At 45.2% G+C, this 26568-nt stretch carries 21 protein-coding genes; 6 read left to right on the forward strand and 15 right to left on the reverse strand.

The window, feature by feature from the left end; genetic code table 11:
- Positions 1-7 precede the first annotated feature (7 nt).
- Both QFZ78_RS15570 and QFZ78_RS15575 read right to left on the reverse strand, forming a co-directional pair.
- Positions 8-892, reverse strand: coding sequence for a carbohydrate ABC transporter permease (locus QFZ78_RS15570; RefSeq protein WP_307548826.1), 885 nt, complete (start codon positions 890-892; stop codon positions 8-10).
- A 20-nt stretch (positions 893-912) separates the two neighbouring features.
- Complete coding sequence (locus tag QFZ78_RS15575; RefSeq protein ID WP_307555713.1) at positions 913-1836, reverse strand: ABC transporter permease; 924 nt, start codon at positions 1834-1836, stop codon at positions 913-915.
- Between the two features lie 248 nt (positions 1837-2084).
- Between QFZ78_RS15575 and QFZ78_RS15580 the strand changes: the two genes are divergently transcribed.
- Positions 2085-4073, forward strand: a complete 1989-nt coding sequence (locus tag QFZ78_RS15580; RefSeq protein WP_307548829.1) for a beta-galactosidase — start codon at positions 2085-2087, stop codon at positions 4071-4073.
- 60 nt (positions 4074-4133) lie between these two features.
- On the opposite strand, the gene QFZ78_RS15585 is transcribed toward QFZ78_RS15580, so the two are convergent.
- From QFZ78_RS15585 to bglB, 7 genes are all read right to left on the reverse strand, one after another.
- Positions 4134-4934 carry a polysaccharide deacetylase family protein gene (locus tag QFZ78_RS15585; protein WP_307548830.1) on the reverse strand — a complete coding sequence of 267 codons (801 nt, stop codon included), beginning with the start codon at positions 4932-4934 and terminating at the stop codon, positions 4134-4136.
- Positions 4935-4964: 30 nt separating this feature from the next.
- Positions 4965-7250 (reverse strand): helix-turn-helix domain-containing protein, encoded by a 2286-nt coding sequence (locus tag QFZ78_RS15590; protein ID WP_307548831.1) that lies wholly within the window; start codon positions 7248-7250, stop codon positions 4965-4967.
- Positions 7251-7439: 189 nt separating this feature from the next.
- Positions 7440-8216: a glycoside hydrolase family 88/105 protein gene (locus QFZ78_RS15595; protein ID WP_307548832.1), complete on the reverse strand. Its 777-nt coding sequence runs from the start codon at positions 8214-8216 to the stop codon at positions 7440-7442.
- Positions 8217-8240: 24 nt separating this feature from the next.
- The gene (locus QFZ78_RS15600; RefSeq protein WP_307548834.1) at positions 8241-9614 is read right to left on the reverse strand and encodes a hypothetical protein; all 1374 of its coding nucleotides are present in this window, start codon (positions 9612-9614) and stop codon (positions 8241-8243) included.
- A 21-nt stretch (positions 9615-9635) separates the two neighbouring features.
- The gene (locus tag QFZ78_RS15605) at positions 9636-10904 is read right to left on the reverse strand and encodes an FG-GAP-like repeat-containing protein (protein WP_307548836.1); all 1269 of its coding nucleotides are present in this window, start codon (positions 10902-10904) and stop codon (positions 9636-9638) included.
- A gap of 48 nt (positions 10905-10952) precedes the next feature.
- Complete coding sequence (locus QFZ78_RS15610) at positions 10953-13547, reverse strand: exo-rhamnogalacturonan lyase family protein (RefSeq protein ID WP_307548838.1); 2595 nt, start codon at positions 13545-13547, stop codon at positions 10953-10955.
- 13 nt (positions 13548-13560) lie between these two features.
- Entirely contained in the window at positions 13561-14640 is a 1080-nt protein-coding gene (gene bglB, locus QFZ78_RS15615; RefSeq protein ID WP_307548841.1) for a beta-galactosidase BglB, read from the reverse strand.
- A gap of 284 nt (positions 14641-14924) precedes the next feature.
- Here bglB and yhbH point away from each other — a divergent pair, with 284 nt between their 5' ends.
- The 3 genes from yhbH (at position 14925) to QFZ78_RS15630 (ending at position 17907) form a co-directional block, all read left to right on the forward strand.
- Positions 14925-16082: a sporulation protein YhbH gene (gene yhbH / locus QFZ78_RS15620; RefSeq protein ID WP_307548842.1), complete on the forward strand. Its 1158-nt coding sequence runs from the start codon at positions 14925-14927 to the stop codon at positions 16080-16082.
- Positions 16079-17509: a SpoVR family protein gene (locus tag QFZ78_RS15625; RefSeq protein ID WP_307548844.1), complete on the forward strand. Its 1431-nt coding sequence runs from the start codon at positions 16079-16081 to the stop codon at positions 17507-17509. The genes yhbH and QFZ78_RS15625 overlap by 4 nt, the downstream gene beginning before the upstream one ends.
- Positions 17510-17694: 185 nt before the next feature.
- Positions 17695-17907, forward strand: coding sequence for a hypothetical protein (locus QFZ78_RS15630; protein WP_307548846.1), 213 nt, complete (start codon positions 17695-17697; stop codon positions 17905-17907).
- A 108-nt stretch (positions 17908-18015) separates the two neighbouring features.
- On the opposite strand, the gene QFZ78_RS15635 is transcribed toward QFZ78_RS15630, so the two are convergent.
- The 6 genes from QFZ78_RS15635 to QFZ78_RS15660 all read right to left on the reverse strand — a co-directional run bounded on the left by QFZ78_RS15635 (position 18016) and on the right by QFZ78_RS15660 (position 24043).
- Positions 18016-18744, reverse strand: a complete 729-nt coding sequence (locus QFZ78_RS15635; RefSeq protein WP_307548848.1) for a nucleoside phosphorylase — start codon at positions 18742-18744, stop codon at positions 18016-18018.
- Between the two features lies 1 nt (position 18745).
- Positions 18746-19417: a sulfite oxidase-like oxidoreductase gene (locus tag QFZ78_RS15640; protein ID WP_307548850.1), complete on the reverse strand. Its 672-nt coding sequence runs from the start codon at positions 19415-19417 to the stop codon at positions 18746-18748.
- A 24-nt stretch (positions 19418-19441) separates the two neighbouring features.
- Positions 19442-20320 carry an ABC transporter permease gene (locus QFZ78_RS15645; RefSeq protein WP_373461124.1) on the reverse strand — a complete coding sequence of 293 codons (879 nt, stop codon included), beginning with the start codon at positions 20318-20320 and terminating at the stop codon, positions 19442-19444.
- Between the two features lie 28 nt (positions 20321-20348).
- A complete protein-coding gene (locus QFZ78_RS15650; protein WP_307548854.1) occupies positions 20349-21416 on the reverse strand; it encodes an ABC transporter permease in 1068 nt (355 codons plus the stop codon).
- Positions 21409-22914 carry an ABC transporter ATP-binding protein gene (locus QFZ78_RS15655; RefSeq protein ID WP_307548856.1) on the reverse strand — a complete coding sequence of 502 codons (1506 nt, stop codon included), beginning with the start codon at positions 22912-22914 and terminating at the stop codon, positions 21409-21411. The genes QFZ78_RS15650 and QFZ78_RS15655 overlap by 8 nt, the downstream gene beginning before the upstream one ends.
- A 94-nt stretch (positions 22915-23008) precedes the next feature.
- Positions 23009-24043: a BMP family lipoprotein gene (locus QFZ78_RS15660; protein WP_307548858.1), complete on the reverse strand. Its 1035-nt coding sequence runs from the start codon at positions 24041-24043 to the stop codon at positions 23009-23011.
- 265 nt (positions 24044-24308) lie between these two features.
- On the opposite strand from QFZ78_RS15660, the gene QFZ78_RS15665 reads away from it, so the two are divergent.
- Together QFZ78_RS15665 and QFZ78_RS15670 are read left to right on the forward strand one after the other, a co-directional pair.
- Positions 24309-25646 carry an S-layer homology domain-containing protein gene (locus tag QFZ78_RS15665; protein ID WP_307548859.1) on the forward strand — a complete coding sequence of 446 codons (1338 nt, stop codon included), beginning with the start codon at positions 24309-24311 and terminating at the stop codon, positions 25644-25646.
- A 126-nt stretch (positions 25647-25772) separates the two neighbouring features.
- Entirely contained in the window at positions 25773-26567 is a 795-nt protein-coding gene (locus QFZ78_RS15670) for a hypothetical protein (protein ID WP_307548861.1), read from the forward strand.
- Position 26568 lies beyond the last annotated feature (1 nt).

Here is a 26568-nt window from a genome sequence, read left to right on the forward strand (position 1 = left end):
TACTAAGTTAGCCCTTGATGGATCCGATTAATACCCCTTTAGCAAAATGCTTCTGCAGGAACGGATATACCATTAGAATCGGAAGTGTACCCACTACGATGACCGCCATTTTAACCGTTTGATCCGGAGGCAGAACGAAATTCGGATCCAACTGTGACATATCACCAAGCGTCCCTTGGGATAGCAGAACAATTTGCCTCAACATAACCTGCAGTGGCCATTTGGTTGGGTCGTTGATGTACAGAAGTGCAGAAAAAAAGTTATTCCAGTGACCGACTGCGTAAAAAAGGCCAAATGTAGCAAGTACTGGTTTAGATAATGGAAGAACAATTCGCCATAGGACACCGATCTCTGTGCATCCATCGATTTTGGCCGATTCCTCCAGACCCGGAGGAAGCTCTTGGAAGAAATTCTTCACGACGATCATGTTAAAAGCGCTTATTGCACCTGGGAGCATTAAAGACCAGAAGGAATCCAGCAGCCCCAAGCTTTTCACTACGAGATAGGTTGGAATCATTCCTCCGGAGAAGAGCATAGAAAACACAACCATATTTAGCACCGTATTTCTGCCCCACAGATTTCGGCGGGCTAACGGGTAAGCCATCGTGACGGTAAAGAATAGGTTAACTAAGGTCCCTACAACCGTGATGTAGATGGTTACACCAATACTTTTAAACAACGTACCCGTTGAGAAAATAAATTTATAGCCTGCCAGAGAGAATGTTTCGGGAATCAAAAAGAACGCTCGTTCAGTAAGTTCTGCATCAGTAGCAAACGAACCCGCAATAATGTAAATGAAAGGCAATATCGTACATAATGCGAAAATTCCTAAGAATGCATAGTTAAAACCGTCGAATAGGAAGCTAGAGACGCTTTTTTTATGTCTTACCAATGGATTCAAGCCCCCTCTTATCAATAAATGCCGGATTGGCCAAATCTTCTAGCCAAATAGTTACTCGTAAATACCAGAAAGACTCCGACCAAAGATTTAAACAAACCAACCGCGGTACTGTAGCTGAAAGCTCCTTGGGTAATGCCCATTAAGTACACATAAGTATCGAATACATCTGCGACCTCACGGTTCAATGCGTTCGTCATTAAATAAATTTGCTCGAAGCCGTTTTCCAGCACATCACCCATTCTAAGAATCAACAGGATGACAATTGTGCTTTTAATAGAAGGCAGCGTGATGTGCCAAAGCTGACGCCAGCGGTTAGCACCATCTACAATCGCCGCTTCATATTGCTCCGCATCGACCCCAGCCAGTGCAGCCAAGAAAATGATCGTTCCGAATCCGCACTCTTTCCAAATCGTTTGAAGAATAATGATCGGCCGGAACCACTCCGGATCCGCCAAAAAATTAATTTTTTGGCCCGTAAACTGCTGCAGCAGCCCGTTTACAACGCCGCCTTCCGTTGTTAAGAACACGTATGAAATACTTGCTACAATTACCATAGAAATGAAGTGTGGTATGTAGATCAACGTTTGAATAGCTTTCTTGTACAACGCAATTCGCACTTCATTTAACAACAGGGCGAGAATAATCGGAGCCGGAAAGAAGAATATCAAATTATATAAGGAAAGGAGTAATGTATTGCGCAGCAACTTCACAAAATCAGGATTTTGGAAGAAATTGCGGAAGTGTTCCATACCAACCCAATCGCTTTTCATAAAACCTAAGAAAGGCTGATAGTTCTTAAATGCTAGAACCACTCCCCACATAGGAATGTACTTAAAAACCAGAAAATACAACACTCCCGGCAAAAGAAGCAAGTACAGCCATTTATCTCTTTGCCAACGCCTTATCAAGCTGCCATTAGATGCCGCGCTCTTCATAGGGACTGTTTTACTTACGTTCGTATGCTCCATAGTTACACTCCTCATTCGTTTCGCTTCGTATCCTGATTGTGCCCCCTGCGTCGTTTTACTTCAATTAGACATTTTTGTAACTCTTCCATTTCTCAAACAACACAGATTAGGATGATCCCGACAAAAAAGTGCAAGCCGAGTAAAAAAATGCAATTGTTTATAAACGGAAGATTTATTATAGTCAATATCAAAACAACAAGGATGGAGAGAGTGAAATGGACAAAAAATTATTCCACGGGACCGCTTATTATCCTGAGCTTTGGAACGATGAACAGGTTATTGAACAAGATATCCTTTTAATGAAAGAAGCAGGAATGAATGTCGTTCGGATTGGAGAATTTGCTTGGTCAACATTAGAAAAGGAACAAGGAAACATCGATATCCGTTTTTTTGTTGACATCATCAATAAGCTATATGAGAACGGTATTGAAACCGTCATGTGTACCCCAACTCCCACACCTCCGATTTGGTTATCACATGGCCATCCAGAGCGTATGTTTGTTGACGCTAATGGTAAAGTAATGGGCCATGGTTCCAGACAGCATGTTTGTACGAATAACGCGTTCTTTCGAGAACGTGCAGCCATTATTACAGAACATATCGCGAAAGCAGTTGGAAGTTTGCCGGGTGTCATTGGCTGGCAGATTGATAATGAATTTAAAGCACATGTAGCAGCCTGTATGTGTGAGACATGCAAAAGCTTATGGCACCAATGGTTACAAGAACGTTATGGGACAATAGATCAATTAAATGATGCGTGGGGTACGCAAATCTGGAGTGAATATTACCTTGCGTTTGAACAAGTTCCACAGCCAGGTCCAGCACCATTTTTGCATAATTCCTCATTAAGCACCATGTACCAATTATTCTCAATGGAAAAAATCGCGGAATTTTCCGATGAACAGGCTCATATCATCCGCCAGCATTCCAATGCACCGATTACACACAATAGCAGTGTCGCCTTTCATGTAGATAATGAACGATTATTTAAAAACTTGGACTTTGCTTCGTTTGACACCTATGCGAATTACGATAATACTCCCGCTTATTTAATTAACTGTGATTTGTGGAGAAATTTTAAAAAAGGCAAAGATTTTTGGATTATGGAGACAAGCCCGTCGTTTAGCGCATCACTAGAAAGCTATGCCATGCCTCACCCCAATGGCTATTTAAAGGCTGAAGCTGTAGCGGCATATGCCTTAGGAGCAGAGGCTTTTTGCTATTGGCTATGGAGGCAGCAACGAACCGGATGTGAACAACCTCATGGATCGGTCATTAGTGCATGGGGAAAACCGACCGTAGGATTTCAGAATGTAATCGAAGTTGAACAAGCGAGAAAGGAAATTGAATCCATCATCCTTTCATCGAGACCTTCTCAAGCTGAAGTAGCGATGACTTATTCGGACCGATCGAAAGCATTTTTGCAAACGGAGCCACATCGAAAATTAAATCATCGGGGTCTGGTAAGCGCCTTTTATGAGCGGATTTTATCCATGGGCATTCATCGAGATGTCATACCAGAAGGGGCGGAACTGGACGGGTATAAACTGTTATTTACACCGTTTATTCATTATTTATCATCCGATTATATAGAACGGGCACAAGCTTTCGTCCAAAATGGCGGGATCTGGGTAGTTGGTCCGCTTACAGGAGGCAGAACAGAGAACCATACGATTCATACCGATACAGCTTTAGGAGAGTTAGAACATCTTGCAGGTATCGAAACCTTATTTAACTATCCAATGGAAGGTACAGGTACAATCGGACAAGCATTTGGCGTTAGCGCCCCTTTAGGAATGTGGAGTGCTGTATTTGAACCGAAGGAAGCCATAGCTATAGGTATCCTTGAGGAAGGGTTAACGCCAGGAAAAGCCTTTATTACGGAGCATCAGCTCGGCAAAGGAAAAATAGTTATGCTCGGTTCGATGCCCATGGGTGAAGATGGAGATGTGATGTTAAAGAAACTCATCGACCACTATGCAGTTGATGCTCATGTACGCCTTAGAACAGATGTCACTGTAGGCACTATTGTCGCTCCAAGGCAAGGTGATGGTTATCACCTATGGATCATCATTAATATGGATGGTAAAGGAGGCAGCGTCACTATTCCGCATGAGGGATATGATCTATTGGCACAAACCGAAATAAAGCCAGGGAAATTAGGAATCGGAAAATATGAATATCGCATAATCCGATTTATGTGAACGAACTGAAAAAATGAGCTGCTGCAGCAGCTCATTTTATTTGCCAGAGAAACCCTGATTCTATCCGAATAAAAGTTGACTTCCACCTTTCACTTCGCGAATGTCATTATCGACACGAAGCCAGACGGAAGACGCATTAGGGTTGAATACTAGATGACCTGATGCGGAAAATTTCAGGTTATGAAAGGCTTTCAAATAATCAACAATCTCGATATTGGTTGCATACCATATATCTTCCCTCTTGCCGATATACTCACAAAATTCCTCCATTACTCCCCAATTACCATCTAAATCAAACTCATAACTATGTCCCCATACGTACATCATGTAAAGATATTGTTTCTTTTGCAAATTCACGAAATCCTCCGCCAGTTTCATTAGATTTGCTTTGTGGTGGCAGGTGGGTTTCCACTCATATAAATCATCTGGCATGGAGAAATTACCGGTGCTTTCAACTACTCTTGCGTATTCTATGCCTAGAACAGGGAGCATCTCTTTGATTTGTTGATTAAAAGAACCGTTGGGATAAGACATTCCTCTTACTGTATAGCCTACAATTCGCTCTAAATTTATCCTGTCTTGAAATATCTCATCCACTATTTGTTCTTTGGGGCACCTTGCTAGCGTTGGATGGGTTACCGTATGAGCGGAGACCTCATGTCCTTGATATCGTTCTGCGACCTCCTTCTGTGATAACCGGTCCTCTAAGCCAATCAAGCCTGAATTAATATGAAAGGTACCTTTTACCAAATGTTTATTAAAAAGTTCAACAAGCCTAATATCTGCTGATTTACCATCATCATAACTCATGGTTAGAACTTTATGCTTTCCTTCAGGGAAAGTCATTACGATTTTGGGCATTCCCGTATACCTCCTTGAAAATAGATGACTTTACGCATTACGGCTGGTTTCACGATATTGGCTAGGCGTCACGCCCTCATATTTCTTAAATAACCGATTAAAATAACTGTGCTGATAGCCTACCTGCTCCGCGATATCATTGATTCTCCGTTCAGAATCACGAAGCAGAGCTTTTGCTTTGCTCATCCGCAGTTCCGTTAAATAATCAATAAAATTTTTCCCGGATACCTGTTTGAATGTTCTACTAAGGACGAAGACATTGGTTGTACAATGCTCTGCACAATCATCCAAGGAAATATCCTTCATGTAATGAGCGTTAATAAAAGTCATTGCTTGCTCGATCACTTTCTTCAGCTTATAATCAGAACGGTGCTCCATTTCTGTCATGAACGGATGAATGATTTTATCCACAAACCACCGCTTGATCTGCTCTGGCTCCCGAATCACCGATAATTGCTCGAACCGATTGACGGACTTAAATAGCTGATTGGGATTAAGTCCGGACTGCATAATGGTATGCTCCAGACTTCCTAATAAATTCAAAACACAGGTCTGCACATCAAGTTCCTTGGCTCGCTCCAGTACCAAGGCCTCTAGAAATGCTTGAATATGCTGCTCGGCCTCATCGAGCTTGCCTGTTCGCATGGCTTGAATGATCTCTCTTTCTAACGTAAAAGGATATTGAAACCCTGACTCTTGAACATTGCTCTTCAACGCTGCAAGATCAATGATTTGATTCTCATCGTAAATGCCCCGGAAACTAAGTGCAAGCTTGGTTTCCTCAAACAACAGAGGAATCTGCTTTACCTGCTCACTTATTCTTCCGACGGATAGCGTTACTTTCATTTCCAGAATCCGATTAATCGCTTGGATCAACGTATTGCCCAGCTCATCGATGTCGGAATAAGCATCTTCTCCACTCGGAATACTGAGCAGCAACCCCATCGTTAAATCGTGAAAGTTGATGACATGACTTTCTTCGAATTGCTCTCGCGCCATTTCCTCCACTACATTCGCCGCTGCGAACGTAACAAGCCCTTCGTCACCCAGAGAATATCTGCCCGTCTTTCCGACATGGGCCATTCCGGTTAGTTGAATATAAAGCACCCGATAGCTTCGCTTATCAACCATCCACCCGTACTGTCTCATTCTCTCACGAAGCTCTTCCTCGGAGTAGGAAGACAAATAGCCTTGCGTTAATTGATAAAGAAAACCTTGCTGCACATGGGGAAGTTGGTTTTGGAGCTTGCTTTGAAGGGCGAGGCTCTCTCGGGTTAAATTCTGCCACTCCTTTTCAATCAAAGTAAACTCATCTTCCCTCCCACCTGCAGAGGGTGGCGTTCCACTGGTCAGCAGCCTTACCAGCCGATCCAGCGGAGAATAAATTTTTCGGGAGGCGATACTTGCGAGTAAGAGCGCGAGAAGCAGTACCGTACAGCTTATCATGATAATCAACTTAGACAGAAAAACAACCGGCTTTGTAATCGCATTGATTGGAGCCGCTGATACATAGATCCACTGTGCTCCAATTCGGTCCAAACCCCCAAAGGACACTGAATAGGTTACATGATCCCATTCCATTAGAAAGGAGGTCTGGTTTTTGCCCTTAAAGGTTTTTACATTCTTCTTCATCGCTTCCATTAGAGGAGAAGTGTCGCCACTCCCGGTCGATACCAATACGGTTCCATCCTCCTGCATAAGAAAAGCTTCGCCCCCCTCATAGGGTGTTAGCGTTTTCAACAAATTAAGTACTTCATCATGGTCTATATGGACACGCAGCAGCGCAAATGGCTCTGAAGCTCCACCGGGCATTTTATGCACAATGGTTAAATCAGGGTTCCCCGAGCTCGCCAGGGAAGGCATTAAGGTCCAATAAACAGAGGAACCTTTTCTCATCAGCTCCATCGTGTGCAACCAATCCATTGAATCCGGATCCATGCGGTTAAAATTCGGGTGAAACAGAACAGGAATGGAACCGTTTACATAAAACTCTATTTTATCTATTAATGGCAATGAGCCTTGCATGATGACAAGGGTTTTGGATATATCATTGGTCACTTGAAAATTACGGTAGAAATCAACTTCCTTTAATGCGAAACCAAACTTTGGATCAAAAGCCCAATGGGACAAAAATAGTTCCAAATTATCAAACTGACTATTGATGCTTTCCGCACGGCGAACAATTTGGTTTTTATGAAGCGACACCATTTCATTCTCGATTCTTCCACCTGCAAACCAATAAATGAGCAAACCCGTTATTAAACCCGGAATGCCTGTAATAAGTAAAATTATAGCCCATATTTTTCTATAATGCATTCTACGGCTTCCGTTCATGAATGGAAAACCAGCTTTAAATCGTGTTCCTAGCCTTCTTATCACCTCATCCTCACCACCACCCATTTGATTATTGAACATTATATATGAAATCCAGCACTCCTTGCCTTTAAAATATCATTTATTTTGTTCAATAATCAGTGTATTTTCTATCATCGTCCACACCGCGCCTCAATCCCGTCCGAGGTACTTGCTTAGCTTTATTGTTTCGATACCTGCCAATAGGACAATGCCAATTCCATGGGTGTCATTCAATTGCCAAGATAACTGTTCCTTGTAATAACGACTGGAAAACGAGTAGCCTGAACCCCGGCAAACGCCAAAGATGTTTCCATGCTTATCAATGGAAATTCGTGTCAGTCCCTCCCAGCCTTTCCAAACAGCTTGAATGTAAGCTTCAGGCTGCAATAACCACCCGTATCGAATCCCACGTGCAAAAGCATAGATAAACATAGAGGTGCATGAGGTTTCTTCATAGGATTGCGGATCAGTTAGCACCTGATGCCAAAGTCCGTTGTCCCCTTGTAATTGTAAGTATCCCTCGCACAATTCACGAAATAAGTTCAGTGCCTCTTCACGAAGCTCGTGCCCCTCAGGTAAAAGAGCCAAAACTTCCGTAAGCGAGAAAAGCACCCAGCCATTACCGCGACCCCATGGAACATCATTTTGCCGATGAAACTTAAAATCATACACGTGAGACATAATCTGATGTTCAGGCATATATAAATATTGCTTGTAAAGCAAAAATTGCCGTACTGCATCGGTTATATAGAGCTCTTCCCCTGTAAGCTTAAAGTATCGGCAAAGAAACGGGGTGCTCATATACAAATCGTCGCACCACATCGTATCTTGCATGAAATCAACACTGCCTTGCACACGGTATAAGGCACCATCCTTACGCCTATCCTGAACATGGGAAATATAATGTGCAATCCGATTAGCCGCCACTTCAGCTCCTTGGAGCATTCGCTCTTACATAGCAACCAGCATAGTTGCACCAAAGGAACCACAATCGTCCAAACTGTCTATGCTTGTGAGCTGGTGATTAACAGCCGGTGCTCCATATTGCTCAACGTCCCATAAAGCATAAGCGTCAAGCGACGTGATTTGCTCAATATGATCCGTTACATAATTGGTATAATGTGTGATATTCAGTTCTTTGCCCGTTTGCAATAAACCATACAAGGTAACACCCAACGGGTAGTTCCAACGTCCATACATGGGATTCTCCAGATAGGGCCTAATCCAAGTATTTCGCAGATCGGCACGCCAGTAGATGCCCCCATCTTCCTTTTGGAATACCTTGTCCATGAAAGGTATATGATCTACTTGATCCGAACTCTCATACTTGAATGGACCGAGGTACAACCAGGGATCTTGAAGTCCCTCCACGGGATATGGCTTAGTCCACTTGAAGCCGCTCTGCTCGGGGATGTCCTCCCAATCCACACCCCACCGGACCCCGCTGCAAGTAGATTGAACTATAACATGCTGTGAGCCATAGGATGGGAGCAGCGAAATCTCAAAGCGCCCCTCTGTCTCGATGGTGGCAAACACCTTTGTCCCATTTACGAATATTGAGATTGGACCTTGGTGAGTACCCCTGAGCTTAAATTTCTGTTCAAGCCCATGGTTACATGCAAGCTTAGCCCACGCATAGGCATGCTGACTCACAGGAGTACCATACAGCCTCGTGAACACACCTGCGTTACGTTCTGTTTCGGACCAGCTTACGTTCGGATACCATCGAATGCCCGTGTCTACTTCTGCTATTTCTTCCCGGGGAATAGAAGGCCAAGCCTCCTGCAGCGGTTCACTGTATATCCAGCCTTCCTGCCCTGACCTGTCCGCCGATGGTGCCAAAACATGCAGGGGGAAGCCCTTTATTGAGCCAGTACCAAATTTCCCGCCGCAGCCGGTGCCCGTCTTTACAAATTCCAGAACGATATGATTCCAGCCCTTCTGAACCTTTGCTCGAAAGCCTGTTTTACGATCTGGGAACACATCATCGTTCAGATTCGATTGAAATTGTGCTTCTCCTTGGATAAAAACACGAACCGGACTATAGCAGCTTAAGCTAAACGGCACTTCCTGCTCCTGCTCGCTCCAAAGCTTGGACCAAACATAAACCAGCTGCCCCGCCTGAAGACCAGGTAGTTTCTCATCTAGGTTAATCTCATAGCGATAATCCTTCTCTCGCAAGAATCCATCCTTGCATATCGTCCGATAAACGGGCGGATGCTTCGGATGTAGACCAATAAAGCGATTGGAAATCGCAGTTAATACCGATTCCGTACGGTTGTTCCATTTGGTAAAAGCTGATTCCATATCATCAAAGTAGTTCATGGATATCCTCCTGTGCTGCATTCATTCCACTTCTCCGCCCGGGTACAGCGTCGAGCTGTAAAGGCGTTTTGGTTGCGGCATAGCTTTGCCTGCTCGCTTCGAGGCTATATCCCCAGCTTGGTTCGAAAAGATATGGGCCGTTTCATCGTCGTATATAATAACTTGTTCATTGCCAGAGCCAAACAAGTCAGCATGTACCACATAACCGTCAACGGGAAATTCGGTCACTAGGTTCATATGTCCGTCATAAAGGCTTGGATGAACACCTCCACCTCTGCGGTAAGCCAAAATATAATCCATTGGCTCTTCATCCCAACCGCGAAGCGTTTCAATAATTGTCAACCAGCCGTCCGTCTTTCGATTTTCCTTCCAAAGTTCTTCCCCTTGAGAATCAAGCAGGAACAATCCATCCTTGCCTTTATCGAAGCCTTGGTCACCCCGAACGATCCGATCCAGCCCAGCAATTTGAAGACCAGGCAGATCGTGCCGAAATTTGCCTAAAGCTACGTGCTGTGACTCTATGGAACCATCGTAACGCCAAAGCTCTGTACCCTCCCGATCGTACATGACCGTCACACTGCCACCAATGACTAACTCAGGTTGCCCGTCGCCATTGACATCGCCGATCCAAATGCAGTCCGCGTGATCCTCTAAATCCTGGCATGACCACACAATCTGGCCGTTATGATCCAACAGATCATAACCTGCCATCACCTCATCGTATCCATCCCCGTCCAAGTCGTACACCCACGGAAAATGGCCGGGATTTCCTTTAAAGGTCCATAGCAGATTAAAGTCCCGATCCATCGCCCACAATTGTGAATAGCGGTTTTTCAATATAATATCGCTAGGTCTTTCTCCACCAGTGAGATTCGCTATAATGATGCAATCGTGAGCCTCTGGATCTGGGAGCGCGTAGACCTTTTTAACTTCTCCCGTTACTCCATCGATAATCTGGAAGCTGCCATTCATAACGCACAGCACTTCCAAGCATCCATCCCCATCAATATCATACAGCTGAGCCGGATAATCAGATCCAGGTTTACCAGCCTCTGGATGAGGAGTGCCCGTTTGCCAAAGAAGGTTCCCTTCCAAATCGAACGCGGTTAAGCACTGCACCTGGTGAGGGATATACCTGACATCCTGCCGATTGTCTGGCTGAACCAACACCATTTCCATTCTTCCGTCTCCGTTCAAGTCTCCTAAGAGCATCTTACTGTGAAGTCCAGCTGCCCGGATATCTACTTTTCCTAATAAATGGGGTACCTTTTGTGAAGTTCGATTGACCATGGAATGCCCTCCTATAACCGCGTATGATGCCGTTTAGCGCATCTATATTTAATTGTTACCTATCTTCTCCGGCAGCCATTGTCCGATCAGTTCTAAACAAATCATCATATTCAGTGACCACTGAGAAGCGGTATTTGTGGAGATACCCTGCAGTTCTTTAATTTCTCTGATATACTCAAGCGGCTGTACATCTGTTGTTTCTACTGGCAGGTTAATCTGCCAATGCGCTTGATCCTTAAGAAGGTAAGACCAAGCTTGCTCTGCTAGAGTCTTATCGTTATTTCTGGCAGCAGCAATCGCCATCATCGTGGTGGACAGCATTGGAATGTTCCAATCCTTGCCTTTAATTGCTCCAGAAGTTCGCTGAATCTTCTCTTCTGCGGAGAGATTATAGAATTCTCCGAACTCCGCCAACATCTCCTCCCATTCCGGATCCTTAATCATCACAGCCAACTCCATCCAAACTTGTGGGGCTCCCATACAAATGATCAAATGATGACCATAGTTCTCATCACCCATGTAATGGAGGACACCTGTTGACGGATCGTATCCGAAGGTAGGTCCTGTGAGAAGGCGATACGGCATGTTCTTCAAGCATTCAATACCCGTCAAAATTTTATCCCGATAACATGTATCCTCATATCGCTCCCAGCGTGTAAGCCAGTTTGAACTGAAGGCTGCCCAATCTGGTCCGCTGCGTGCGTGCGTAGGAAATTCATCCTTCGGAAAATAGGAGCGCATCGGATCGATATGCACTGTTGTATAATCGGAGTCCTTCACTTCATCCATGATATCTCCGATCCGTTCATCCGCTGTCAAGTAATAATAGATTTTGTGCAGCCCAGACATCCCTATCCGTGCTTCCTTGCAGCCGCAGCCCCAATGAAGCACATTATGTCTTGAACCTAGACCTGCGTATTCACCAATGTGGTATACATCGACCTCACTGGTATGCCTTGCCATCGCTTCAGCCATCCGGAATACATCTCTCCTGCCAGACCTTAGGAACATGTACCAGAGCCACAAATTGGGCACAAGCTCTGTATTCTGCCATGCGCAGCCTCCAATATCATAACGCCAAGTGTGACGCACTGGATCATAACTGTGCATAACATCTCCGTAATCCCAAAAGCCGTACCACCTTCGCTGCTCGATCTCATCCTGATAAAACTGAAATAACGTATCTAGTCCGTCTTCGATCATTTCTTTGACCTGAGTGCTTCGGTCTGGCAGACTCCAGACTCCCATTGCCCCAGACTCATAGTAATATGCCGGATTGCATACAAGCAACGATGGATCTTCCTTCTCCTCAAGCATCTCGTTTAGACTCTGCAAAGTGGGGGTTTCTTCCAAACACCAAAGATTGAGTTCGCTTGTGTTACCGATCCCGTAAGGCGTACTCCGCATCTCATCAGCCCCCTCGTAAGCTGACTTTAGATGAGTAACCGTATCATAATGCCGTAAGTCCATGGCCTGTACGTCGGGAGACCAGAACCAAGCCGTAAGGTCCGCTTCATCTAATGAAAGATGACTTGCTTGCAAAGATGAGGGCGCTTTCTGCCAAAAGTTCCTTACCCCTATAGCTAGACCACCGTCATCTGATCCCACATACATCAGTCCGCCTGCGCGATTCCCTACCGCTGCTTTGACCCAGCAGCATTCTTCCTTGGTTTGTTTAGAAATACTGTAAGAATCTGCCGTATACTGAACTAGTTTGAAGCTGTTCCAAACCGCTAGGTCATCCACCATTTCAACAAATTTGGCATCCTGCTCAAGGTCAAAATGGATCTTTTTGCCCTCGGTTTGCTCTTGATACAGCTCCTTATACTTCCCCGTGGTACGAAATGTTTCCAGCCCTTTGGGAGATTCACTAAAGAAGCCTGCATCTCCGGCTATCCGGACATGACGGTTATATAACTCGCCCTTCATCGGCACCTTAAAGGAAATCCCTAACCCTTTAATGAAATCATGATGCGGATCACCATCATATAGAAAGGTATGTACAGCTTTAATACCCTCCTGTTTTGCATAGAAATAAAGCCGTAGGGTGAACGGCAACCAATGACGGCCGCCCGACTCCATTTGATGTCTACCCGTAAACTTTATCACCACGCGCACAGGTCCCCGTTGCTCAACTTCCGCGTTATCCACGATGCTGTGAAAGGGTTCCTCCTTAAAGCTCTTAGCGCCATCGATCGTTAAACGCGCTTCACGGATGCCTACAAGCTTACCATCCGAGCAAAGCTGCCTTCCTCCGCGATTGATCTCTTGAATCAAGGAAGAGCCTTGACGATGAAGACGGCAATCCATAGAACCTGTATGGACATCGATATAGCCTTCCGTTTCCTCTACGCTTAGTGCGCTATTCTCTAAGTTAGACTCACCCTTTATCAAGGTATAGGACAAGTCGCTTGCTCCCTTCACCATAGCAGCCGCGTGAGCCGTCCATTTGACACTGCCGTCCGCCCAGTAAGCTGTTGGCCAGCTTTGGACAGCTACCTGCTTCGCCCGATCATCCAGTAGAATAAGATTCTCACTCCGCTGCAGAGCGCCTTCCTTCCATGGAACTCCCCAGGTCACTCCCTTTTGCAGTTCAGTCTTCTTAGTTAACCAATGCAGCTGCACAGCAATATGATTATTCATTCGTATTCACCGCCTATCCGTTTTTTTTCAAGACATCCGCTCCTATAGGTGATAGCAATTCCATTGCCTCCGTCAGAAGCAATAAAGCCAGTGATTGCCCATAAGCGGTCGGACATAGGGGAATATTCCTATAATGCTCATCATTCCAACCAATGGCGGTTCCATAAGATACCTCAAGCACAGTACCATCCTCATCGATTCGAGAATACACCGCTTGGATCGCCTTTTTTCCCGCTGTAAGATAAGTTTCTGGCAAATAACCCGCTCGAATGCCCTTCAGAATGCCATAACCAAAACCTGCAGTAGCGGAGGTCTCCGCATAGGAGGAAGGATCATTCAACAATGTATGCCACATCCCATCCTCACGTTGGAGCTCTACCAAAGCTTTCACTTGCACTTCCAAAGCCTCCAATAAGAAACGTTTTACTGCTCCCTGGACACCACTAATTTCTATAAATTCCACGACTCCAGCGGTAAACCAACAATTCCCTCTCGCCCATAAGGTTTTCCCGAAATGGTGTCTCCCGATAAAGCTCCACCCATGAAACCAAAGTCCGGTTTGTTCGTCTTGCAAATATTTGATATGCAGTAAAAACTGGTAAACCGCTTCTTCCATGTAGGCTTTCTTACCCGTGGTTGTTCCCATTTTGGCAAGAAATAGCACCGTCATAAACAGCGTATCGTCCCATAACTGTTCCTCGTTCGCAGCCACAATCGTTATATGCTGAAGCCCGCCTTCTTCTGTTCTCGGCATCTCGTGTAGAACCCAATCGGCCCATTCTGTACACACTTCCAGATAAGTTTCCTCTTTCGTAATTTCATATAAATGAATCAAAGCCAACAAAGGGGCTACCGTATTCACATTTTTTTCCGGCAATCCATCGGCCAAATGCTTGTTAAACCAGTCCTTCATAAAAAGCAAATATGCCTCTTTGCCCGTATTCTTGTAATATTTGAAAAGCCCGTATAAGGCAACTCCCTGCGGCCATTCCCATGTATCGAAATCCATGTGATCATTCGAATTGTCCCGATTTGCGGAAATGAGCCGCTGAAATACTTTATTAAGCTGTTCTCCATACCGTGTTGCTTCCATTCCACACTCACTCTCCCTTTTGAAACAACCATAACGCCCATATCCTTTGCAAACAATCATACATTTTTGAAAAGAGGTATTTTACGTTAACACTTTCTTGACTGGAATAAGACTTTTTTGCCGCGAAAACCCCGAACCCCCAATTAGTCAAACCGTAGCCAAGTCGAAAATTCCTACTTCCCTACCACATATCCACATATTCCTTGAATATATTAGTAACAAGCTTTTTTTGTCTCTGCTGCTCAGCGTTAAGCTTGCCATAAAGCATCCAAGGAGGTGTCCTCATGACAGAACCCCTTTTTATCGTTTCCAAAGAGGATTGGTCCTTGCATCGCAAAGGATATCAGGATCAGACCAGGCACCAAGAGAAGGTGAAAGAAGCCATTAAACAGAATCTTCCCGATCTGGTTACCGATGAAAGTATTGTCATGTCCAATGGGAAGCAGGTCGTAAAGGTACCTATTAAGAGTCTGGACGAATACCGATTCCGCTATAACTTTAGTAAAGGAAAGCATGTCGGTCAGGGTGATGGTGACTCTCAAGTTGGCGATGTATTAGGAACAGATCCACAGCCTGTCCAAGGCCCTGGGAAAGGTGAGGGTGCAGGCGATCAAGCCGGTGAAGATTACTATGAAGCGGAAGTGAGCATGGAGGAACTGCAAGCCATGTTGTTCTCTGAGCTGGAGCTGCCTAATTTGCAGAAAAAAGATAAGCGCAATATGACCACGACGGAAGTGATTTTCAATGATATCCGCAAAAAAGGGATTATGTCCAACATCGATAAGAAACGGACAATTTTGGAGAATATGCGCCGTAATTCGCGCTCGAACTCCCCTGGGATTCATCATATCAGCCCCGATGACCTTCGTTTCAAAACGTGGGAAGAGATAGAGAAGCCGCACTCGAATGCGCTTATTATTGCGATGATGGATACGTCAGGAAGTATGGGATCCTTCGAAAAGTACATAGCGCGCAGCTTCTTCTTCTGGATGACGCGCTTCCTTCGCACGAAATACGAGAATGTCGAGATTGTATTTATTTCCCACCATACCGAAGCTAAAGAGGTCACGGAGGAAGAGTTTTTCACCAAAGGTGAAAGCGGAGGTACGATTTGCTCCTCGGCTTACCAAGCAGCGATTGATATTATCGACAAACGGTATCCACCGTCGCAATTTAATATTTATCCGTTTCATTTCTCCGATGGAGATAATTTGACGTCAGATAACGAACGCTGTGTGAAGCTTATTACGCAATTAATGGAGCGCTCCAACATGTTCGGTTACGGAGAAGTCAACCAGTACAATCGCAGCAGTACCCTTATGTCCGCTTTCCGCCATATTCATGATCCTAAATTTCTTCATTATGTCATTCGTGAGAAAGGTGAAGTGTACAAAGCACTGAAAACCTTTTTTACAAAGCAGGAAGGAGTGGCTGTTCAGTGAGTAAAACCGAAATCCAAAAGCTCGAATACGCCATTGATGAAATAACGGAAATTGCTAAAGGTTTTGGACTTGATTTCTTCCCGATGAGGTATGAAATCTGTCCCGCCGAAATTATATATACCTTCGGTGCTTATGGGATGCCGACGCGTTACAGTCACTGGAGTTTCGGTAAAAATTTCCACCGTATGAAAACACAATATGATTTTGGTTTAAGCAAAATTTACGAATTGGTCATCAATTCTGACCCCTGTTATGCCTTTTTGTTAGATGGGAATTCTCTCATTCAAAATAAGCTGATCGTCGCGCACGTTCTTGCCCATTGTGATTTTTTCAAAAATAACGCCCGTTTCGCAAACACGAACCGCAATATGGTAGAAAGCATGTCCGCTACCGCCGAAAGAATTCGGCAATATGAAATCGAACACGGCATTGACGAAGTCGAGCAATTCATTGACGCCGTACTAGCGATTCAGGAGCACATTGATCCTGTGCTGAAACTATCCTATAGACAGACGCGTAAGCGTCAGGAAACCCATAAAGCCTCCACACCAGCCGCACGCTCCGTAGCTACCTATGGATATGAGGATTTATGGGATCTAGATGTTAAGAACAAACCCCCTACACCTGATAAAGACGAAAACAAACGCTTTCCACCTCAACCTGAAAAAGATATTTTGCTCTTCATCGAGGAGAATGCCCCCTATATGGAAGAATGGCAGCGGGATATTCTGACGATGCTTCGCGATGAAATGCTCTATTTCTGGCCGCAGCTTGAAACGAAAATCATGAACGAAGGCTGGGCTTCGTACTGGCACCAACGCATACTGCGTGAGCTGGATTTGACTGAAGAGGAGACGATTGAGTACTCCAAACTCAACTCCTCGGTCGTGGTTCCGTCCCGTCATACCTTAAATCCTTATTATCTCGGGCTCAAAATTTATGAAGATATCGAGAAGCACTGGGACAATCCGACGGATGAAGAAATAAGAAGGCATGGGCGCAAACCCGGAAATGGTCGTGCCAAAATCTTCGAAGTCCGCGAATACGAATCAGATACCTCGTTTATCCGGAATTATTTGAATAAGCCTCTTGTGGAAGAACTTGATTTATATGTATTTGAAAAGAAAGGCCCTGAGTGGAAGATTACCGATAAAACGTGGGAAAACACCCGGGACCAGCTCATCTACTCACGTGTAAATGGCGGCTTCCCCTACATTGTTGTGGAAGATGGCGATTACCAGCGCAGTGGCGAATTGTATTTGAAGCACGCTTTCGAAGGGGTTGAACTTGATCTCAAGTATGTCGAGCGAACGCTCCCCTACATTTACAAGCTCTGGGGCAAGTCTATTCATATGCATACCATCGTCGAAGATAAGCCGGTTTTATTCACCTATGACGGTAAAAAGCATCATCGCCGTTTTCTCTAATACCGGAGAGGCCACTTGAACGCATGGGTTCAAGCGGCCTCTATTTTCACCTGTTTTTATTTTCCCGAACCTCGACAGAAATAGTGGTATTCCGACAACGACAATCGACGGACTTAGTATTTAATAGATGGTATTCTTAATTCTCAGGCTAATCATATTTATTTTTTTATAGGAGATGAGTTGAAGTGAGAATGAATATTCTATTTAACAAAACGCCGATTTCTGTCAATTTCGTTGGAACGGACCACAAATTAATTCCCTCTCTGATCAACGCTCTTCGTTATAACAAATTTACAACGATGAGCCTTGCTCAACCGTTAGAGCACGTTGATTTATTTAGTTCAGAAGCCATTTTATATGCCAAAGATGGGAATAAAGCAAGAATCCCTATTTTTTAATTACATAATGGTTACATATGCATAAAGCCCATCCGATAGTGATTAGATCACTAGTCGGATGGGCTTTTTAACTTAGCGGATTCAGTGTCATCGGTCATCCCAATGTGTCTACGCCTTAGCGTGCAGTTTGATAACGGCACGAATCGCCGTCATAATTTCACGTTCAACCGCTTGAGCGACAACATCGGTATGAGGGTTGTAGACTTCTCTCAAATCGGCATCGGCATAACCGTCCAGCGCAACAATCGCACCCGCGCGCACGCCGCGCAATGAAGCAATCACATAGAGCGCTGCGATTTCCATCTCAACGGCAAGGGCGCCGGCTTGCTTGTACTTGCGGTGTGGAAATTCCTCGACACCTTGGAAGAAGGCATCCAGGGTAACGGTAATTCCTTTGCGCACAAGACCATCCGTCTCTGATGCGGTTTCGTACAATGCCTGCACGACATCCAAGTCAGCAACTGCTGGGAAGCCATGCGGAACGAGTTGGCGGGTTAAGCCCTCTTCCCTCACGGCTGCCGTACTGACAACTAAGCTGCCTGGCGGCACTTCAGCTGAATATGAGCCTGCTGTGCCAACGCGAATCAGTGTCTTTACACCGCCTTTGATTAGTTCCTCGAAGCAAACAGCAGCACCCGGTGAGCCTACGCCATGACTTACAACCGTAATCGGAACTCCTTGGAATTCACCGACAAACGTGCGGTATTCACGGCTGAAGGCGAGTTCTTTGCTCTGATCAAGCTTGCTGGCTATGACTTCCGCGCGAAAAGGGTCACCGCATACGATTGCATAGGGTGATAAATCCTCTGAATGAACCTGTAAAATTGGCAATAGCATGTCAATCAAACTCCTTCTTTTCCCATTCATCTTCTGGAATCGGAATCGCTTCTCCTGAGAAACGCTGCTCTTGGAATGGATCGGCTACATTATGGAAGCCATTTTGTTCCCAGAATCCTTCGCGGTCAGCTGTCATAAATTCGACGCCTCGAATCCATTTTGGACTTTTCCAAAAATACAGATGAGGTACTATCAGTCTTAGAGGCCAACCATGTTTAGGGGTCAGTGGCTTCCCATCATATTTCAAAGCCAACAAAACGTGATCGCCCATCAGATCCTCTAACGGAACGTTCGTTTCGTAATCATTGTCGGCATGCAGCATGACGAACTTGCCTTGCGGCTTAATTTCCAGCAGTTGAAGAAAATCGCGAAATAGAATCCCTTCCCAGGCTGTGTCAAGCTTAGACCAACGGGTTACGCAGTGAATGTCACAGAGAACTTGCGTTTGAGGCATCGTGAGCAATTGTTCATAAGTGACAACTTTGTCCTCTTCGACCTCGCCAAACACTCGCAACGTCCACTCCGTCATGTCGTACTCCGGTACTTCTCCTTCATGCAAAATAGGAAACCGGTCTGTCAAAACCTGTCCCGGCGGGACTCGGTTTGACATGGAGGAACCTACGGAGGGAACCTTCATTTTTCTGATTCGATCAGCTTTGGTGTCTTTTGCCATCTGTTATTATCTCCTTTTAGCAGCCTAGCGCGAGCTTCCGTTAGCTTTTTGAGCATCTGCCATATAACTGCTCTTTCTAAAAAAGAGCATCGCCAGCAGCGTCACAAGATAAGGAAGCATTTGTGTGAAATGAGTCGGCAGCGAGAAGCCCTGCAGCCTGATACTGAATGCATCCATCAGTCCGAACAGGAGGCTTGATGCCATGACGCCAAGCGGATTGGCTTGTCCTAGCATCGTTGCGACCAGCGCAATAAAGCCTCTGCCCGCCGTCATGCCTTCGGTAAACATCGTGACTTGACCGAGTGAAAGCTGAGCGCCTGCCAACCCGCAAAGCAAGCCGCAAATTAATACGGCTAGATACTGCATTCGGCCCACTTTAATGCCTATGCTATTCGCAGCAACTGGGTTCTCACCCACGGCCAGCAAGCGGAAACCAAGGACTGATTTAAATAAAAAGTACTGCAGGCCAAGCACCAGTGCAAAGGCCAAATAAATAAGCGGGGAATGGCCCGAAATAATACCGCCAATCACTGGTATATCTTGAACAATCGGAATATTCCACTTCGGAAGCCCAACCATATTTTTATCGTAGAAGGCGCCTTTCACATGGAAAATGGCTTTTAGGCAGAACGCTGTTAAGCCAAGCGCCAGAAAATTAAATGAAATACCGACGACGATCACGTTCGCTTGCAAATGGATGCTAATATACGCAAATGCGAGTGAAAATAACATCGTCACCGCAATGGCAATCAAGACAGCTAGATACACATTGCCGGAAAAATGATTGCCTACAATAGCAGAGAACGCGCCTACAAGCACGAAGCCTTCCAATCCAACATTGAACAACCCCACTCTTGAGCAAATCGCACCGCCCAACGCAGCGAGGAGAATTGGAGCAACCATCCGAATCATAGAATTAAATAAAGAAACATCAAGAAGATGCTGCACCGCTTCCCCCTCCTTTCCTGCGTTTCCATAGGGTATAACTGAACTTGGCCGTTACGAACAAGATCAAGAGAGACTGAATGACACTTGAAATTTCGAGGGGTATGCTGGTGTTTCGTTCAACACCCATGCCACCTGTCTGCAGTGCAGCCAGAAGGACTGCGGCAACAGTCGTACCTAGCGGATGCGCACCAGAAAGGAGCGTAGCCATAATACCGGACCAAGCGAAACCCGGATTCGTTATCATACCGTCCGTATAGCGATACTGCATGCCGAGTACTTCGACTGCACCTGCCAAACCAGCAAAGCCACCACTTGCGAACATGCTCGCGAGCATTAATTTACCGCGGTTTACGCCTCCATAAGCGGCAAACAACGGATTGTACCCAAGCATACGGATTTCGTAACCGGCAGCACTGTATTTAATAAACAAAAATAAGAGAACTGCAAAAACAATGGCTATGATGAAGCCCGCATGCATGCTCATCCCTTGGAAAAGCTTGGGCAGCCATATACTTTTATCAACCATCATCGTTTGCGCTAGTGCAGCTGAACCTGTTTTATCCTTGAGCGGATAGGCTACCAAATAGCCTGCAAACAAGGCTGCAATATAATTGAGCAAGAGTGTGGTGACAATCAAATTCATTTTAAATCGCGCATCAAGCCAACCAGCAAAGGCTGACCATATACCGCCAACTGCAATGCCGCCTAGCAGTGCGGCGAATAATTTAAATACAGGAGGTCCAGGAAAATAGAGCGCAATCATCGCGCTGGTTAAAGCACCGAGGATCATTTGACCTTCAGAACCCATGTTGAAGAATCCGGCGCGGAAGGCTATTGAAACGCCTAATCCGACTAAAATAAGAGGTGTCGCTCGCGTCAACGTATTTGTTAAAAAGTAAAAATTGCCGAAAGCGCCTTTCCACATTTGTGCGTATGTGTCCGAAATGGACCCGCCAATCAAAACGATGGCAATGGCTCCGCCAAGTAAACCGATAAATACCGCAATAAGCGGCTGCAGCAGTGCGCCAATGTTTCCTTTCCAATTAAGCATGGGAACCACCTTCACCTCCTGCCATCAACAGACTGATTTGCTCCTCAGTCGCATGCAGCGCTGACAGCTCTCCCGCAATTCGACCTTCGTACATCACGATAATGCGATCAGAAAGCTTAAGAATCTCCGTCAACTCCGAAGATACCAATAGAATGGCGCCCTGCTCATCACGTTTTTTCAGCAGCTCATCATGGATCACTTCCATCGCTCCAACATCAACACCACGCGTAGGTTCAGCTGCGATAAGGAACGGCTGTTTTCGGGCAATTTCTCTGGCTACAATCAGCTTCTGAAGATTGCCTCCGGACAGAAATTTGACTTTCGTTTCCTGGGAACCCGTTTTAATCTGGAATTGCTGAATGAATCCGTCAACCATATTTCGCAGTGACTTGCCTTGCAAAAATCCGTTACGCCGATGCGTTCTGTGATGCCCCATTATGCCGTTTTCAAGAACGCTGCCTTCTTTAGCAGCTCCCCATTGGTAACGATCCTCAGGAATATGCGAAAGCCCGCTTTCTCTGATCTCACGAACTAAACGGCCTGTAATGTCTTTGCCCATCAAACGAATGTGACCTTGATCAATCGGTAGGAGTCCTGTAATGCTTTGGATCAGCTCAGACTGTCCGTTACCGGAAATACCAGCGACGCCTAAGATCTCACCAGCCTTCACCTCAAGACTGACACGACCCAGCACAGGCTTTCCTTTCTTGCCTTGTATGCTAACCTCTTTCACTTCGAGAACCGTTTCACCAAATCTTGCGGCACTTTTGCTCGTTTGCACCAGTTCTCTTCCTACCATTAATTTAGAAAGTTCTTCTGCGTTAGTTGCCGAAGTATTTACAGTCCCTCTGATTTTACCGTCTCGAAGCACCGTAACTCGGTCTGCAACTTCCATGACCTCATGTAATTTGTGCGTGATGACAATGAAGCTTTTACCCTGGCTCGCTAAGCTCTTCATAATGACAAGCAGTTCCTTGGCTTCCAGTGGTGTCAAAACACCCGTAGGCTCATCCAAAATAATGATATCCGCACCTTGATAGAGCACCTTCAAAATCTCGACACGCTGTTGTAATCCTAGCGGAAGGTCAGCGACTTTCCTCAATGGATCAATGGGTAATCGGTACATGTCACACAATGCCTTAACTTGCTGGGCAGCTTTCTTTCGGTCGAACTTCACGCCGACCTGCGGTTCATTGCCGATGACTATATTTTCAGCCACCGTAAAAGAAGGAAACAGCATGAAATGCTGATGCACCATACCGATGCCATGACGAATCGCATCCGTAGGATTCACGAACTGGATTTTTCTTCCGCGTAAAAGAATCGTTCCCGACGTTGGCTGTTCCATTCCGTAAAGGATGCGCATCAGGGTTGTTTTACCCGCCCCATTCTCGCCGACTAGCGCATGGATTTCACCTTCGCGCAGTGAAAAATCTACGTTGGAGTTGGCTGTCAAGCTTCCATAGGTTTTGGTAATTCGGTTCATTTGAAGCAGCATAACGGGTTTCGCACTCCTTTCCTAGAAATGCGGAAACTGCCTACGTCGCCGTAAACAGTTTCCAGGGTCATATTATGATTGTAAGGACGTACTACTATTTAAGAGGATTCGGAACCGTAACTTTGCCAGATACGATATCGTCTTTGATGGCTTTAACTTTATTCACAACGTCTTGTCCAATAAATGGACTCAGTTTGGATTTGCTTTCTTTTGTTACGAAAGTAAGACCAACGCCGTCTTCTTTCAAGCCGTAATCCATAGCGCCAAATTTGAAGGTGCCATTTACGAAATCTTTCACGGTTTGGTAAGCTACGCTGTCAGTACCTTTCAATTGAGAGAGAACGATGTGCTCAGGATCCGTCACCGTACGGTCGATATCTTGACCGGATGTGTAGAAGCCTTTTTCCTTAGCCGCTTCGAACACGCCTAAATCGCCTACAGCTGATGCCGCTGCGATGAAATCTGCTCCTTGAGCGAATTGCGTCAACGCCAGTTCTTTCGCTTTGGCTGGATCCGTGAAGCTGCCTACATAGTTCACGATGAATTTTGCATTCGGATTCGTTGATTTCAAACCTTCTTGGAAACCGACTGTGTATTTTTTGATCAAAGGTATATCCATTGCAGCCACCATACCGACAACATTTTTCTTAGTCGCAAGACCCGCAGCTGCACCAAGCAAGTATGCTGCTTCATGCTCACGGAATACTACGCTTCTAACGTTCGGCAAATCAACAACTGTATCAATAATAGCAAAAGATTTCTTCGGATTTTCAGCAGCTACCTTTTTCAGAGCATCCTCGGATTCAAATGAGCTGGTAATAATAAGATCATAATTATCTGCAACAGCAGCACGCAGGTTTTGTTCAATCGCGCTGGCATCCGTAGATTCTATTGTTTTCACATCAACACCGAATTCTTTACCTGCTTTTTTAACACCCTCATCCTCTTGAGCAAAGAAAGGGTTCACACCAATTTTTTCTGGTGTTATTAGAACGATTTTTTTGGATGATTTGGTTTCAGGCGCTTTTGTTGCTTCTGCAGCTTTTGTAGCTGCTGTATCATTTTTAGCGGTGCCGCAACCAGTCAGTATTAATGTAACGGCGAAAATGGATAATAACGTTTTTTTCATGTATGGCTCTCCCCTTTTAATCTGTTTTTAGTGGACTCATTGACAGTTATCTACGAAATAACACAGATATAGTCAAAGCTTTTTTTATCCTATTCGACAAAGTGCGACTTTTCAACTAAGACTGATAGTAGTGGATTCCATAAGTCATGTCAAGAATAAAAACGACAACCATTATGATTGACACCTATAGGCTTAACTGATATATTTCAATAAACCATACTATTCCTATATGAATTAAAAAAACCGGAGGTGTTTTATTATTCTTATGAAACAATTGAAATCCCGCAAATCTATGCAAATAGCTGTTTTAACAGCTGTCCTCTTCTCCTCAGTGAGCACATTAAGCACTGCCGCTGAAGCGAGTGATTCCGTAGCCGCATATAAACAGTTTTTGAAAGACCAGTATACCATCAGCTTGTCAGACTCCTTATCAAAGGGCGATTTCGTTATCGCAGTCGACCACATCTTGAAAGCTGAAGCGAAATCTCAGACCCATGCATTCACAGACTTGCAAAAGGACAGCCCTTATTACAAAGCAGCACTTGCTTTGCACGAAAAAGGCATTCTGTCCGAAGGCAAGCTGCAAGGGGATCAGCCCCTTACCCAACTGCAGGCGACTTTCATAGCGTTAAAAGCCGCTGGCTTGAAAGAACTCGCTTATACCTATCCCAAAGAAAAAATCAAAGCCGCTCTGGCGAAAGTACATATTGACTACGATCAAAACAATCAACTGACGCTGCAAGCCGCCCAGGAGCTGGCCGCCGCTATTGATACTGGCCTTGTCTCCTCCGATTTCGAAGCGGATGCGGCGGCTGGCGAAAGCTTTGCGAACGAACTGCTTGGTAAGATTCTTACTTTCCAGGGACAATATAAGCACTATATTGGAACAACTTCCGATGATGATATTTTCCGCAAAATTAATGATGCCTGGCGTACAGAGGATCTTATTTCATCAACTGATTTGCGTGCTGTCTTCGATGAAGCCTTGAAAAAGAATCTAGTTACCGGCTACAACTTGAAGGATTCTCGTTTCGATGCGAACTTTGATTCGTTGCTTTCTCTCACCTATGGACATTCTGACATTACGCACGCGATTCAGTTAATCGGACTCTTGCGCAGCGAGAACATCCAAGCGAAAGTACAGCTGGAGCCCAAAACATCTGCTTTCATCTATTTGAAAGAATGGGGCGAGCCGACACAATCCGACGATTATCAAGTCGTCCAAATCGAGAATGGCAATTTCATAGCCTACGCCAAGGAATACGACATTGAGTTCGAATTCGATAACGCCGAGCAAAAGAACAAGTTCCAGCAGGTCATTTTCCAATATGCGAAAAAGAACAGTAAAGACGAGACTGGACTTATTTATTCTTCCTGGTGGCAACCGCTCTACTATTCATTAACCGATGTGAAAGACTATAAAGTGATTGCTAATAATAAAATCAGTAAGGGCCATTATTATGCACAGTCCTTCTCCCTCAGCGATAAATCCGACGATGTCGTTACTGGCCTAAAGAAAATCAACGCCAGCTTGACTGTCGACTCCTACAAGTTCTGGGTGGATGAACCCTTCTACAATTATTTGCTAGGCGATTTTAAATAAAAAATAAACAGTTGCACGGGATCCATATGCTCCCGCTCAACTGTTTTTTTATTTACAAGCATAATTCAAAATTTAGTTTCATAGACTCATAGAAAGGATCTGATCTAAGAGAATAGGAGTTGCCCCATGTACATGTTACGACTTGTAAAAATGAATGCAGCCCACCTACTTATCTATCTCCTTATTATGATAACTAGTTTGATATGGACCATCATCTGGGGAACTCAAATAAAGGTGAAGCCACCGCCAAGCCTCCCTGTTTCCGAATACAGCATCAAGCAAGCTAGTAATGGCGTTACGCTCCATAGCATTCGGACTCCACCACAGAACATTGGGCTGAAGGCAATTACAGGCAATGTAACAGAAAGGCAGGAAAATGGGATTAACGGCGGGTTTTTCTGGCAGGGCTATCTCCTTAGTATTGCTGTCGTTAATGATCGTCCCGTCAAAGGGGAACCTGGCGATTATGGCTCTGGCTGGTTTAATATAGACCGCAAACGGGGAACGCTCGTATGGGATGAGAAGGCTCAAACCTTCACCATTCAAGTCGTTGAACATGCGGATGAGCTGAAGGTGATGGATCGCGCTCATTATTGGGCGCAGGGAGGCGTGAGCATGGGACTTTCGAATCCAGACGGATGGGCGGACCAAGCGATAGCGGAAGAGATGCCTGTCATTAACGAGAAGCGCATGCGCTCAGGTATCGTCTACGACAGGAATAACAACGTTTATCTAGTCGTGGCTCCAACGCCATGCACCGGAGAGCAGTTCCGCACAGCCCTGCAAGAGCAGGTTGGAAATGGACAGCTGGTGGATGGGCTGTTCCTTGATGGCGACGGTTCCTCCCAGCTCAAAGCTGCCAATTACTTGCTCCCCGGCGATCATCGCGAGGTGTATCAGATGATAGCGTTGTTGAATTGAA

It is taken from the genome of Paenibacillus sp. V4I5, assembly GCF_030817255.1.
Taxonomy (GTDB): Bacteria; Bacillota; Bacilli; order Paenibacillales; family NBRC-103111; genus Paenibacillus_E.